Origin of the sequence: Sphingobacterium sp. UGAL515B_05, from assembly GCF_033097525.1 — a bacterium.
Lineage (GTDB): Bacteria > Bacteroidota > Bacteroidia > Sphingobacteriales > Sphingobacteriaceae > Sphingobacterium.
This window is the reverse complement of the sequence record NZ_CP109907.1, coordinates 4,310,190-4,323,784: the sequence shown is the minus strand read 5'-3', so window position 1 is coordinate 4,323,784 and position 13,595 is coordinate 4,310,190. Positions and strand designations below refer to the sequence as shown.

Here is a 13,595-nt window from a genome sequence, read left to right as displayed (position 1 = left end):
GGTCTTCGAGAAATCAACAGTCGATACAGATAGAATGTTTGATGGTCTCGATATCTAATTGGGCTAAAGTTCACCTTTTAAAGCAAAGAATCAAAAACTTTCTGCTCCTTTTTTAGTATAAAACCGCTATTTTGATAAAACTTATGGCTCTCGGTCCGAATGCTATTGCATCTGGCACGCAAATGGTAAAAATCGGCCTAGCCCCCGACCTCGATATTCTTCATCGACAACCAAGCCAATGATTTCTACATAAACACCAGTCTCCAGACTGATGACCTGATGAAGTTGAATATCGGCTGGATAACCCAGCTGTTCGGTCAAGGTTGCGAGCTCCGCAGCATCAGATAACACCGCTTTTCTTACATCCATACTATAAATTTGTTTCCTATGTTTTAGAATAAGAATAGGTTTACCAATACATTAACTATACCTCAGGTTGATCCAGCAGTCGCCGGTGATAGTTTATTTGGCCAAGGTGATAAGTTAGGTGGGTGGTCAGATGAACCAGCAAATACTGCGTTGTTGTTTTTTCCTCAAACACGAGTATGGGATATATCTCAAGAAGATTCTCCTCTGACAACAGATCCAGAGAACGTGTAACCACATCAATCGTATCATCTATCTGATCTATTAATCGTGTTCGAGGAATGTCTTTTAACGAAAACTCGGCCGCTCGATCTCTGATATACCCCGTCTTGCCTATTTCAGCACCAATATATGTTTGAAGATTTCCGATCAGGTGTAAACATAGATTGCCCGCTGAATTGGAAATATTACGTTCAATAAGCCATATATTTTCCTCTTGTTTGTACAATGAAATTTCATCACGCAGTCGGTTTAAGTCCCGTTGGAAAAGGCTTTTTAAAGTTTCTATAAGCATAGACTAAATTTAGGAATATTTTCTACCAAAAAAGCAACTTCGATATCAACACATCAACTTTAGCCGTCAATGGCCATATGTATACGAATCAAGAAGTATACATTTCCACATGATATTATGTAATTTTAAACTACTTAAAGCCCAATTACCATGAAGATAGTTTTCGATCTTATTATCTATTTTGGACTTGCTTATTTTTTCATATTTTTAATCAAGAGATCTAAAAAATAGTGTACATTGGAATGGAATTAATCGACCAAATTATTTCCATCTTTTTTACAAGTTTTAAGCTAAACCGTCTTTTACGATGAAGAGGAGCACAAAAATAACCAACCAAAGTATCGAATCTGCAGGACTTCCCAAAGACCCTAAACATGCCATTGCTGAATATATCTGGAATGGATTTGATGCAAAAGCCACACAGATCGAACTCTCCATAGACAGTAATGAATTAGGCTATATAAATCGTATAAGCATACAGGACAATGGCGAAGGCATATCCCTAGAAACGCTTTCTTCCTCATTTGGAAACTTTTTGGATTCTATAAAAAAGAACAGCCTCAAACGCAGCTCCTATACAAGAGGAAAAAAGGGAAAGGGCCGATTTTCGTTCTCGCTTTTTGCAACACGTGCAATTTGGAATACTGTTTTTCAGAAGGATGAATATTTCTCAAACTACCGAATTCAAATCGATCGCGAAAGTAAAGAGCAATACGATATCAGTGAAAGCACACCAGTAGGACATAAAAGGACGGGGACGCAAGTTACACTTGAAGGAATTTTTGGACTTAATGCTACATTTTTTGAAAGTGATGACTTTAACAATTTCCTCGCACAAGAATTCGGTTGGTTTCTCTACTTGAATAAAGATAGGAATTATGCCATACGCGTCAATGGAAGGCTGTTGGTTTATGATCATTTAATCCAGGAAACTGATCAACTATCGTGGACTGGCTATAGCCCTGACCAGGATACGTCCTATAGTTTCACCATCAATTACATTCGCTGGAACCAGCAAATTGGTGATCGATATTATTATTATTTTCTTAATAGTGATAAAAAGGAAATTGCCAAAGTACTTAGCAGTTTCAATAATAACGCGATCAATTTCCACCACTCCGTCTATGTGGAATCTACTTTCTTTGATCATTTCGAACGACAAGATATCCTCCTATCTACAGAAGATAATCTTTTCTCGGGGAAAGCCAAACAAGTTATTTATCGAAATTTACTTGCCGAGTTACGTGATTTACTCGATAGAAAACAAAAAAAATATGTACTAGAGCACGCTGTCGCGGTAAAATTAACAGATCTTGAAAGAAAGGGCCTACTACCCGCATACAACAACTCGGAAAAGGATAAAAAAAGAAAAACCCTATTGTTAGCATTAGTACAGGAATTATATATTGTAGATCCACGCATTTTCTTCGGCATTAAGACAGACCTTATCCGCACCTATCTCGGTTTCATCGACCTGTTATTGCAGTCGGAAAAAAGCACGGAAATCCTCCCTATCATCGAACAGGCACTTCCGCTAACTGACAAAGAAAAGAATCGCATAAAACAGATTATAACCCGCACTGCAAACGATGACCACGCTTCTTCCGTTTAGAAAAAATAATACATTTTTATTTAATGACTTTTAGATGTCAATAAATAAAATTAAAAGTATCACTTTTGCTTAACACTGTTAAATTATTTACGCATTAGCATGGGTAGTAAAGAACGTATACAACGGCTCAAAGATGAGAATAGAACCAATATTCTAGATGCTGCGCTCCAAATCGTCAAAGAAGAAGGATGGCAGGCCTTAAGTATGCGCAAAATTGCAGATATCATCGAATATACTGCCCCCATGATATACGAGTATTTCGCCAATAAAGATGCCATCTTGATGGAACTTGCCAACCAAGGCTATCTCCTGCTTGCCAAAAAAGTAAAGCAAGCGAAATCAACTGAAACCGATCTGGAGAAACAATTGGAAGCAATGTGGTTTAGCTATTGGGATTTCGCCTTCGAAGAACGCGAATTGTACCAATTAATGTTCGGTGTGGGAACTGCCTGTTGTGGTTTTGAAAAAACCTATAAATGTGCAGAATCCCATGGAAAATTGATAAGTGATGTCATCCGTGAAATCATGAAAGAGAAAAATCCATCCGAAGAATTGATCTGTAGAAAGTATTTTACGTACTGGTCTATTATACATGGATTGATTTCGATCAATCTGGTAAACCAAGGCAATGGCGACAATACCAATCAAGAAGTATTAAAGGATGCTATTTATGGCATCACGCGCTCCCTGACTGACTAAATTTTTTTACAGCAAAAAATACAACGTTAAGAAATCTAACACCGTTAAATATACCAAAACTTCAATTTTTAATATCACATGAAAACAAATTTATCACCAAGTCTTAAAAAGATTTACGTTCCAGCACTTAACAGTGTTAAACGAATTAATATCGTAAAGACTGCATATGTGTTGAGTGCAATCTTTCTATACAGTTGCTCAACCGGAACTAGTAAACCCATTGATCCACCACCCGTTAACCTCCCGGTCGTTACCATCGAGAACGGTAACGAGACGGTTTACCAGGAGTATCCAGCCACTATTGAAGCTTCCGCCAATATTGAGATCAGACCTCAGGTAGAGGGAATTTTTAAAAATATCTATGTTGATGAAGGAGCCAAAGTAACTAAAGGTCAAGCACTTTTCAAGATCAACGACCGCCCCTATCAGGAACAATTAAACCAAGCGAAGGCAAATTTACTGGCAGCAAAAGCTAGCTTGGAAAACGCCGAATTAGAAGTCGAAAAGAAAACAAAACTGGTGAATACCAAAGTACTGACAGACTTCCAGCTAAAAACAGCTATTAGCGCACGTAATGCCGCTAAAGCAAACGTACAATTGGCACTATCGGCCGTTGAAACTGCAAAAATCAATGTCGGATATACGCTAATACGGGCTTCAGCCGAAGGATACATCGGTAGATTACAGCGCAAGCAAGGGAGTTTGGTTGGTCCTACAGACCCACAACCACTTACCGCATTGTCAAATGTAAGAGATCTTCATGTTTATTTCTCACTGGGAGAAAATGACTTTATCGCATTCAAAAACAATACAGAAGGGAGCAATTTACAACAAAAGCTTCACAACCTCCCTCCGATCAGCCTAGTTCTTTCGGATCAGACAATTTATGATCAGAAAGGAAAAATAGATATGGTGGATGGACAGTTTGATAAAAATACCGGTGCGATTACACTTCGTGCAACGTTCAACAATCCAGAAGGAGTTTTACGCAACGGAAATACGGGTCGTGTAAGACTACAGAAGAAGTATGCACAAGCATTATTGGTACCACAACTTGCTACCCTTGAAATGCAGGATAAAATCTTCGTTTATACCGTTGGTAAAGAAAATAAAGTTGTTCAACAGCCTATTACTGTCATTGGAAAAAGTGGTGCAAATTACCTTGTAAGTAAAGGACTGAATGCGGGAGATCGAATTGTCTACAAAGGCATTGACTTGCTTCAGGATGGTCAGAAAATTACACCACAAGCCTTATCAAGAGATAGCATCAATTCATTATAATATTAGAAAATCACATGCTTAAGAAATTTATAGAAAGACCTGTACTTGCTACCGTTATCTCCATATTACTTGTCATATTGGGGGTGATTGGTATCCTAAAACTGCCTTTGCAGCAGTTTCCCGATATTGCACCGCCCGCGGTGCAGGTAACGGCTTTATATCCCGGGGCAAATGCCGAAACGGTCCTTCGTGCCGTAGCCCCTTCACTCGAAGAGTCAATTAATGGTGTTGAAAATATGAGCTACATGAGCTCTACCGCCAGCAACGACGGTTCGTTAATGATTACGGTATATTTTAAACTTGGTACAGACCCTGACCAAGCTGCTGTTAACGTCCAAAATCGTGTGGCTCAGGCAACCAGCCAATTGCCTGCTGAAGTTGTACAAGCCGGGATCACCACCGCAAAACAGCAAAACAGCTTGATCATGGTATTGGACCTTTACACGGAAGATCAGAGTAAATACGATCAGACTTTTATTACCAATTATGCGCAGATCAATATCATTCCTGAATTGAAACGGATACCCGGCGTGGGACAAGCATTGGCATTTGGTGGTAGCAAAGACTACTCCATGCGTGTATGGCTCAATCCAAATCAAATGGCGACCTATAAATTAACGCCTGAGGAAGTAATGGCCGCCATCCAAGATAAAAACGTCGAAGCTGCTCCGGGTAAATTCGGAGAGAGCAGCCGTGAAGCTTTTGAATTTGTAATCAAATATAAAGGTAAACTCAACCAGCCAAGTGATTACGAAAATATTATTATCCGCTCCAATACAGACGGTTCTGTACTAAAACTCAAAGACGTCGCTCGTGTCGAACTGGGATCTTATACCTATGCGAGTCATACGCGCATCAACGGTAAAGCAGGATTGAATATTGGGGTCATGCAGCTTGCGGGTTCGAATGCAAATGAAATTCAGATTGCCATTCAAAAATTCATGGAGAAAGCCTCTTTAAGCTTTCCAAAAGGGGTCAAATATCTCGTTTTATACAACACAAAAGATGCACTGGATCAATCCATTGACCAAGTAAAACATACACTAGTTGAAGCATTTATACTGGTATTTTTAGTTGTCTTTCTATTCCTTCAGGATTTTAGATCGACATTGATACCAGCGATTGCGGTTCCGGTAGCCATCGTGGGAACATTTTTCTTCATGCAGCTCTTCGGCTTTTCAATCAACCTACTGACTTTGTTTGCTCTGGTGCTAGCCATTGGGATTGTCGTCGATGACGCGATTGTCGTCGTGGAGGCTGTTCATGCCAAGATGGAACATGAGAACCTCCCACCTAAATTGGCAACGACATCTGCCATGAGTGAAATTACAGGCGCCATCATCTCGATTACATTGGTGATGTCTGCCGTATTCCTTCCCATCGGCTTTATGGAAGGCTCTACCGGGGTGTTTTATAGACAATTTGCTTTCACCCTGGCGATTGCAATTGTTATTTCAGCAATTAATGCCTTGACACTAAGCCCTGCGTTATGTGCGCTCTTCTTAAAACCAACGCATCATGGTCATTCTGATGCCAAGAAACTTAATTTCAAAGAGCGTTTCTTCGCTGGATTCAATGTCGGATTTGATCGGTTGACGAAGAATTATTTAGGTAGTTTACGCTTCTTGATCCGTTATAAGTGGGTTGCATTTGCAGGATTGGGAATTACCCTGCTTTTGACCGTGTTTATGATCCGTAGAACACCTACTGGATTTATCCCATCAGAAGACCAAGGATTCATTGCTGTATCCTTATCTATGCCAGCAGGGGCCTCTTTGGATCGTACCTCTGGAGCATTAGCCGAAGCGGAGAAACAACTTCAACATGCTGATTTTACCAAAACTTTAAATGTACTTGCCGGTTTCAATATTTTGACACAATCCACAAGTCCATCAGCAGGTGTTGCATTTATCCTCCTCAAACCACATGAAGAACGTGGTAAGATAAAAGACATCAATGCTATTATGGCCGATGTCAATCAGCGCCTGGCAAATATCAAAGGCGCAAATTTCTTTGTCTTTACCTTCCCTACTGTACCTGGATTCAGTAACGTGGATGGTCTGGATATGGTACTGCAGGACCGGACCGGTGGACAACTCGGAAAATTCAGTGGCATAGGCCAAAAGTTTATTGGCGAATTGATGAAACGTCCAGAAATTATGATGGCTTTCACAACCTTTAAGGCGGATTATCCACAATATGAACTCCAGGTAGATGATATCAAAGCAGAACAACTTGGCGTAAGCACAAAAAGCATTTTACAGACTATGCAGGCCTATTTTGGTAGTGCCCAAGCCTCAGATTTTAATCGTTTTGGAAAGTATTATCGTGTGATGGTCCAAGCTGATGCCAAGGATAGAAGTGAACCAACTTCAATGGACGGAATTTTTGTAAAGAACAGATTAGGAGACATGGTTCCCATCAATACATTAGTCAAATTAGAGCGTGTATATGGACCGGAAACAGCATCTCGTTACAACTTATTCAATTCGATTGGAATAAATGCGATACCAAAACCAGGATATAGTTCCGGAGATGCTATCCGTGCAGTTGAAGAAGTTGCAAAACAACAATTGCCGACTGGATTTACTTATGAGTTCTCAGGTATGACCAAAGAAGAAATTGTCTCCGGAGGCCAATCCACATTGATTTTTATTCTCTGTCTGATATTCGTTTATTTTCTGCTTGCAGCACAATATGAAAGCTATATCATTCCATTGGCGGTTATTCTCTCTATTCCTACAGGTATATTTGGGGTCTTCGCAGCAATTAGCTTCACTGATATTGCCAACAACATCTATGTACAAGTCGCACTCGTTATGTTGATTGGTTTATTGGCCAAAAATGCCATTCTGATCGTAGAATTTGCCATCCAAGGGCGTAAACAGGGACTATCAATTCCTAGTGCCGCACTTAAAGCAGCGAGATTACGTTTGAGACCTATTATTATGACTTCCTTAGCTTTTATCGTTGGTATGATTCCAATGATGACAGCGGTAGGTCCATCAGCGCAAGGAAATCACTCAATCAGTATCGCCGCTGCGGGTGGGATGTTCACTGGAGTAGTTTTAGGACTCTTTATCATCCCTATTCTTTTTATTTTCTTCCAATTTATCCAAGAGAAAATCGGAGGTACTCCACGGCAAAAACAGCATGAAAGCGATGTCGTTTCATTGGAAATACCCGTGCATACAAACAATTAGTACATCATGACAGCATTTAAATATATCAATAGTAAATCAAAATTACTGACGGTTTTCATCTTATCTTTTGTTGCATGGTCTTGCAAAACAGATAAGTTGGTCAGCAATCAACACCTTGCCCCCAACTTACCTGAACAGTACCGCGACCAGGCCAAAGCTCCACAGGAAACTAGCATAGGTTCTATTCCATGGCGCGATTTCTTTAAGGATCAAGTCTTACAAACCTTGATCGATAGTGCTATACAACATAACTTAGATATGCAACTGGCACTAAAAAATATAGAAGCGTCTCAACTGAGCCTGAAACAGGCAAAAGCCAACTATCTTCCCACGGCCCAACTACAGATCCGCGGAAATAGCACCAACCCATCCAATAACAGTATGAATGGATTGAGCCTGGGGCAGTTTTTAGGTCAAAACCATGTAGAAGATTATACGGCATCCTTAGGTTTATCCTGGGAGGCCGACATATGGGGTAAAATCAAAAATCAAAATATCGCTGCTTTAGCTTCCTATTTACAGACAGAAGAAGCGAAAAAAGTAATTCAAACCCAATTAATTGCACAAGTTGCACAAGGTTATTATCAACTACTGATGCTTTATCAATTGCGTGATATCGCCAAACAAAACTTGCAATTAAGCGATACAACTTTACGTATTGTCCAGCAACAATATGAAGTTGGTGACATTACGCTGCTTGCATTGGAACAGGTCGATGCGCAGCGATTGTCTGCAGCTGCCTTGATCCCCGACTTTGAACAACAGATCCGTATTCAGGAAAATGCCATTCAGATTCTTAGCGGAAAACTCTCGCAGGAAATTATAATAGCGGAGAAATTGTCGAATATTCAATTCCCCGAAGAATTAGCAACTGGCGTCCCAGCCGATTTGTTAAGTCATCGTCCGGATGTAAAACAAGCTGAACTGGCTATTACAGCCTCACAAGCTTATCAACAATACGCAAAGGCACGTATGTATCCTTCCTTGGTTATTAGCGCCGAAGCAGGCGTAAATGCATTCAAAGCAAGCAATTGGTTCAACTTACCGGCTTCATTATTTGGGGCAATTACAGGAAGTATTACGCAGCCAATTTTACAGCGGAAGGAATTGAAAACTCAATATGAACTGGCACGTGTCGAACAAGAAAAGAACGTATTGATCTTCAAGCAAAAAGTAATCTCAGCAGCTGGAGAAGTTTCCGATGCTTTAATTTCAATTCAAAAATTGAAAGAAAAACAAAAGATTACTTCGGATAGAACGACGCGTCTAAAGGAAGCAACAAAGCACGCCAATCTTTTATTTGAAACAGGAATGGCCACATACTTGGAAGTAATTACGGCACAAAGCAATATCTTGCAAAGTGAGCTCGAACTTGCTCAGGTAAAGAAAGCGGAGCTTTCTGCAGTTGTTGACCTGTATCGTTCATTAGGTGGTGGATGGAGCAACAATTAATGCTGTAAAAAAGCAATTTTCTAATTTTATTATACATATCTGGTAGATGGGGGGCCTTAGGGTCCCCTGTTTTATTTTATCCAAAGCGCATGCTTCGATCACCTTTAATTTGTTTCCATGTAAAGCAGACTTCAAAGCAAGCTAAAAGAAAGCTTTTTCTTTTGTTTAACCCTCTTCTACAGCGAAATCTCATTCAATTTATAAATCCTTCAAACCTTGGAATAAAAGAGACAAATACAGCTGAAACAATGCGATTACTTTTGTGACATCATATAAATTTTATAAAATGAGAGATTTAAAAAAGATTGCATTAGCGGTATGTATCGCCTTAAGCACATTAGTAGCGATGAGCTGCAGTAAAGATGAAGAAACTGTTGTTGAACCACAGCTTATACCAAGTGAAATATTGGCCAGTACACCCTGGGAAACAACAAACGCAAAAAATAATAAAGGAGAAAGTGTAGTGTTAACAGATGCTAACGTGTCAAATTTTGTAGGATTTGCTTATTTCAAATCTGACGGCACATTTACCATGTTCAATCTTGACAATTCTCCCAAAATGCACGGCGACTGGACCGTATCTGCAGATGGTAAAACGAGAACAATTGTTGCTAAAAATGCTGCTGGTGAAACATTGTTTACCCGTGTGGTTGATATTACCGTATTAACGAAGAAAGAATTCACGTATAGAGTTTATCCAAACGCTAATGACAAAACAATCTATTTCGATATTATCCATACACCAACAACACATCAAGAGCCAAAATAATTTACAGGATAACACATCGAAAAAATAGTTACCTCAATAAAACAGAAAGGCTTGACGAAATGATGTCAAGCCTTTCTGTTTATAGCTAAAAACGAACCTCATCTCCAAAGTCATTCTTTGACACTGTTAGATCAACCGATCACAAAAAGTCAATAACAACAAGATTTACAATCCATTAAAAAAACAGAACATCCGAATTTCATAAAAAATTATATTCTGATATGCCAAGGCAAGATAATCTATCGACCTTCGTCAATATACGTCTGAGTACATCAAATTGATATTTCAGTCGGGGCTTTATACGCTTCAGCAGAAATTTGTCGTCCAATACTAAAAGGAATTACGAAATTTGCATAGATTTCACCGATACATATAAGTTAAAAGAATGCAGGATATAGCGATCTATAAAAACGATAAGACTCTTATTAGTACAAATAAAAAAAGGCTGATATTTACCTTTCTGTCCTTTCTGCTTATTTATCTCGTCGCCTATATTATTGATCCTTTCTCGAGTTGCTGGGATGGCTATTTTAAACGGAATATGTTCGAAATACTCGGTGAATGGACATTTACGATCATTTACAGCTTTATCATTTCCGAATTTAGTATCATTGTCCATGACAAGCTTAATAAGTTCTTAACCTGGAAAGATAGTCCGACAGAGCGACTTCTACTTGAAACCGTCATCAACCTCTTTGCAGTACTCTTTATCAATTTACTTCTGGAGTACCTGATTTCAAAATATTATTTTGGACCTCAAAATGTTACTATAGCCCCATCTTTGGAGGAAAAAAGGGGGATGATTCAAAACATTACCATCAGTGTATTGATTGCGCTCATGATCATGGGGATCAATATTGGTAGTCATTTAATCACCAACTGGAAGAATGAATCCATGCGCGCAGCAAAGCTTGATCAGGTCATTCTTGAAACAGAACTTCAATCGTTAAAATTACAGATCGATCCCCATTTTGTCTTTAATAACCTGAGCGTGCTCTCAGAAATCATCCTCGAAGACCAACAATTAGGCTATGAATATGCAGAAAACTTCTCCAAAATATATCGCTACCTTCTTGTCAATTCCAAAAAGGACATTATCTCACTCGAAGAAGAACTCAACTTTCTAAATTCCTACATATTTCTCATCAAAAACCGATTCGGCGATGGGGTAAACTTCGAAATAAACGTCAATCCCGCCAAACGCAATTGTCAATTACCTCCCCTTACCTTACAATTATTGGTAGAAAATGCATTAAAGCATAATCAGACAAATAAGAAAAAACCGCTGAAAATAAAGGTATACACCAACTCTCAGAATCAACTTGTTGTTGAAAATATATTAATCCCTATTGAGAATGTATCCGAATCATCGGGAATCGGGATTTCAAACATCATTAAAAGATACGATTTGCTATCCAACTTAAAATTGCAAATAAAGAACGATGGCAAAACATTTAACGTTATCCTCCCACTTTTAGCCCAAGCATAATGAATATAACCAAAGTATTAATCATCGAGGACGAAAAACTCAATGCCGATCGTTTAAAACGACTTTTGAAGGAAATAAAGCCATCCATCGTTATTTTAGATGTGCTGGATAATATCGCTGATAGCATCAACTGGTTCAATGGCAATGAACTTCCCGACCTGGTGATGATGGATATTCGTCTATCCGATGGTTTAAGCTTTGAAATATTAGAGACTATAAAAATAGATTGCCCCATCATATTTACAACAGCATTTGACGAATACGCTGTGAGGGCCTTTAAATTCAATAGCATAGATTATTTGCTTAAACCTGTAGAAAAAACAGAGCTGGAAAATGCCATCCAAAAACTTGACTATCAAAAAGATCTTCAGATCAACCAACAACCGCTTCAAGGTTTATTGGATTTTATCTATCCGAAAGATTTTCGCTCACGCTTTCTAATTCCATTCAAAGACGGCTATAAAACCGTTCTTGTTGAAGAGATATTATACTTCTATTCCGAATTTAAACTTACCCATGCGCAACTCAAATGTGGTACTGTCGAAATTGTACCTCAAACAATGGAAGAACTCGAACAGCAATTAAATCCAAAAGTATTTTTTCGCGCCAACAGGCAATTCATTGTACATATAGATGCGATCAAAAGATTACATAACCACTTCAACGGAAAACTAAAAATAGAAATTAAAAATAACGACCAAGTGGAAATCCTTGTGAGCAGAGAAAAGGCTCAACTGCTGAAAACTTGGTTAGACTATTGATGTTCAAACGGATCCGTTTGCTCCTTTTACGTCAGAAAGGTAAAATAAGTTTTTCGCGATGAACAAGGGAATGTCAATGGATAAGACCAATATCTTCAACACAATTGGATCGTACCATTTAATATCGTAAAATTCAGATCATCACTGATACGTTTCAGTAAGCAATTGTAACGTCTCGGTAGATTTCTTTGCCTTATGGCTTAAAAGAATTCTTTTCTTTGTTTCATTATAAAATGATAAAATGGCACAAAGAACGATGACTTTAAAACCTTTCCTTACACTTATTACAGCAGCAGCATTATTATCGTCCTGTGGAGGCAACCAAGAACAACCGCAAGAGCAGGCAGTTACTGTTGACTTTATCGAATTATCTCCTACCCACGCGGAGACCGAAAAAAAATATCCTGGTACTTTAGAGGGGACCGTCAACGTCGATGTCAAAGCGCAGGTAACGGGGTACCTCGAGCAGATTTATGTCAAAGAGGGAGACTATGTATCCAAGGGGCAACCTCTTTTCAAAATAAAAGCTGACGTCTACAACGAACAAGTAAACAACAGCAAGGCAGCTTACCAAGCTGCTTTATCGGCAGAACAAAATGCAAAATTGGAGATTGACAAAATCAAACCACTGGTTGAAGGTAAAGTGTATACCGAATTACAGTTAAAAACTGCAGAGGCCAATTATGCCGCAGCTAAAGCGCAAGTAGCACAAGCACAGGCTGCACTCGGTTCATCGCAAATAAATGCCAAATTTACGTTGATCAATGCACCAGTGAGTGGTTATATCGGCCGTATCCCTAATCGGATCGGAAATTTAATTACCGCAGCAGATGCGACACCTTTAACGACGCTATCTGAAATTAATACCGTAAATGTGTATTTTTCATTGAGTGAGGCCGACTTTATAGCCTTTATCAAAGATCAGAATAACAAATCATCCAATCAACAAGCAACGCTCTTATTGGCTGATGGAACAGCATACAACCATTCGGGGAAAGTAGCGTTAGCCAGCGGTAACATCGACAGAACAACCGGAAGCATGGCACTTAAAGCAAGTTTCATCAACCCTGACAAAATTCTCCGTTCGGGTGGCTCAGCAAAAGTAATCTTGAAAAAAGCGCATGAAAACGTATTGTTGGTCCCTATGGCTGCTGTCAAGGATATTCAAGACCGCTATTTCGTTTATGTTATTGGTGAGAAAAATAAAATTTCCATGAAACAGATTGAAATTGCAGGAAATACCGCTAACGCCTACTTACTTAAATCGGGACTCACAGCTGGTGAAAAAATCGTTATGAATAGAATTGATATGCTTAATGATGGAATGCAAGTTCAACCGACCAAAAAATCCACCATGTAACAAGGATAGCAGGTATGGCAAAAGCTGAACTGCTCAAAGAAAGGCAACAAGCCTATACATTCAGTATTCACTTTTGAAAAAAAACGGTA

At 39.0% G+C, this 13,595-nt stretch carries 11 protein-coding genes; 9 read left to right on the top strand and 2 right to left on the bottom strand.

All coding sequences use genetic code 11. The features are described 5' to 3' along the window. Nucleotides 1–162: 162 nt before the first annotated feature. Together OK025_RS17640 and OK025_RS17635 are read right to left on the bottom strand one after the other, a co-directional pair. Nucleotides 163–369 carry a GNAT family N-acetyltransferase gene (locus OK025_RS17640; RefSeq protein WP_317665762.1) on the bottom strand — a complete coding sequence of 69 codons (207 nt, stop codon included), beginning with the start codon at nt 367–369 and terminating at the stop codon, nt 163–165. 55 nt (nt 370–424) lie between these two features. Beyond that, complete coding sequence (locus OK025_RS17635) at nt 425–880, bottom strand: DUF1572 family protein (RefSeq protein ID WP_317665761.1); 456 nt, start codon at nt 878–880, stop codon at nt 425–427. Between the two features lie 307 nt (nt 881–1,187). On the opposite strand from OK025_RS17635, the gene OK025_RS17630 reads away from it, so the two are divergent. From OK025_RS17630 to OK025_RS17590, 9 genes are all read left to right on the top strand, one after another. Continuing rightward, on the top strand, nt 1,188–2,492 hold the full coding sequence (locus OK025_RS17630) for an ATP-binding protein (RefSeq protein WP_317665759.1): 1,305 nt from the start codon (nt 1,188–1,190) through the stop codon (nt 2,490–2,492). A gap of 99 nt (nt 2,493–2,591) precedes the next feature. After that, nucleotides 2,592–3,191 carry a TetR/AcrR family transcriptional regulator gene (locus OK025_RS17625; protein WP_046674552.1) on the top strand — a complete coding sequence of 200 codons (600 nt, stop codon included), beginning with the start codon at nt 2,592–2,594 and terminating at the stop codon, nt 3,189–3,191. A gap of 78 nt (nt 3,192–3,269) precedes the next feature. After that, complete coding sequence (locus OK025_RS17620) at nt 3,270–4,472, top strand: efflux RND transporter periplasmic adaptor subunit (protein ID WP_317665756.1); 1,203 nt, start codon at nt 3,270–3,272, stop codon at nt 4,470–4,472. A 14-nt stretch (nt 4,473–4,486) separates the two neighbouring features. Then, nucleotides 4,487–7,675 carry an efflux RND transporter permease subunit gene (locus OK025_RS17615; protein ID WP_317665754.1) on the top strand — a complete coding sequence of 1,063 codons (3,189 nt, stop codon included), beginning with the start codon at nt 4,487–4,489 and terminating at the stop codon, nt 7,673–7,675. A 6-nt stretch (nt 7,676–7,681) separates the two neighbouring features. Further along, a complete protein-coding gene (locus OK025_RS17610) occupies nt 7,682–9,127 on the top strand; it encodes an efflux transporter outer membrane subunit (RefSeq protein ID WP_317665752.1) in 1,446 nt (481 codons plus the stop codon). A gap of 286 nt (nt 9,128–9,413) precedes the next feature. Continuing rightward, complete coding sequence (locus tag OK025_RS17605; RefSeq protein ID WP_317665750.1) at nt 9,414–9,896, top strand: DUF4822 domain-containing protein; 483 nt, start codon at nt 9,414–9,416, stop codon at nt 9,894–9,896. 385 nt (nt 9,897–10,281) lie between these two features. Then, complete coding sequence (locus OK025_RS17600) at nt 10,282–11,385, top strand: sensor histidine kinase (protein ID WP_182331310.1); 1,104 nt, start codon at nt 10,282–10,284, stop codon at nt 11,383–11,385. Next, entirely contained in the window at nt 11,385–12,146 is a 762-nt protein-coding gene (locus OK025_RS17595; RefSeq protein WP_182331308.1) for a LytR/AlgR family response regulator transcription factor, read from the top strand. The genes OK025_RS17600 and OK025_RS17595 overlap by 1 nt, the downstream gene beginning before the upstream one ends. 241 nt (nt 12,147–12,387) lie before the next feature. Beyond that, nucleotides 12,388–13,506 (top strand): efflux RND transporter periplasmic adaptor subunit, encoded by a 1,119-nt coding sequence (locus OK025_RS17590; protein WP_317665746.1) that lies wholly within the window; start codon nt 12,388–12,390, stop codon nt 13,504–13,506. Nucleotides 13,507–13,595: the final 89 nt, after the last annotated feature.

Coding starts and splice junctions, on each gene's coding strand:
- OK025_RS17640 (WP_317665762.1), bottom strand. CDS start 369: ATGGATGTAAGAAAAGCGGTGTTATCTGATGCTGCGGAGCTCGCAACC.
- OK025_RS17635 (WP_317665761.1), bottom strand. CDS start 880: ATGCTTATAGAAACTTTAAAAAGCCTTTTCCAACGGGACTTAAACCGA.
- OK025_RS17630 (WP_317665759.1), top strand. CDS start 1,188: ATGAAGAGGAGCACAAAAATAACCAACCAAAGTATCGAATCTGCAGGA.
- OK025_RS17625 (WP_046674552.1), top strand. CDS start 2,592: ATGGGTAGTAAAGAACGTATACAACGGCTCAAAGATGAGAATAGAACC.
- OK025_RS17620 (WP_317665756.1), top strand. CDS start 3,270: ATGAAAACAAATTTATCACCAAGTCTTAAAAAGATTTACGTTCCAGCA.
- OK025_RS17615 (WP_317665754.1), top strand. CDS start 4,487: ATGCTTAAGAAATTTATAGAAAGACCTGTACTTGCTACCGTTATCTCC.
- OK025_RS17610 (WP_317665752.1), top strand. CDS start 7,682: ATGACAGCATTTAAATATATCAATAGTAAATCAAAATTACTGACGGTT.
- OK025_RS17605 (WP_317665750.1), top strand. CDS start 9,414: ATGAGAGATTTAAAAAAGATTGCATTAGCGGTATGTATCGCCTTAAGC.
- OK025_RS17600 (WP_182331310.1), top strand. CDS start 10,282: ATGCAGGATATAGCGATCTATAAAAACGATAAGACTCTTATTAGTACA.
- OK025_RS17595 (WP_182331308.1), top strand. CDS start 11,385: ATGAATATAACCAAAGTATTAATCATCGAGGACGAAAAACTCAATGCC.
- OK025_RS17590 (WP_317665746.1), top strand. CDS start 12,388: ATGGCACAAAGAACGATGACTTTAAAACCTTTCCTTACACTTATTACA.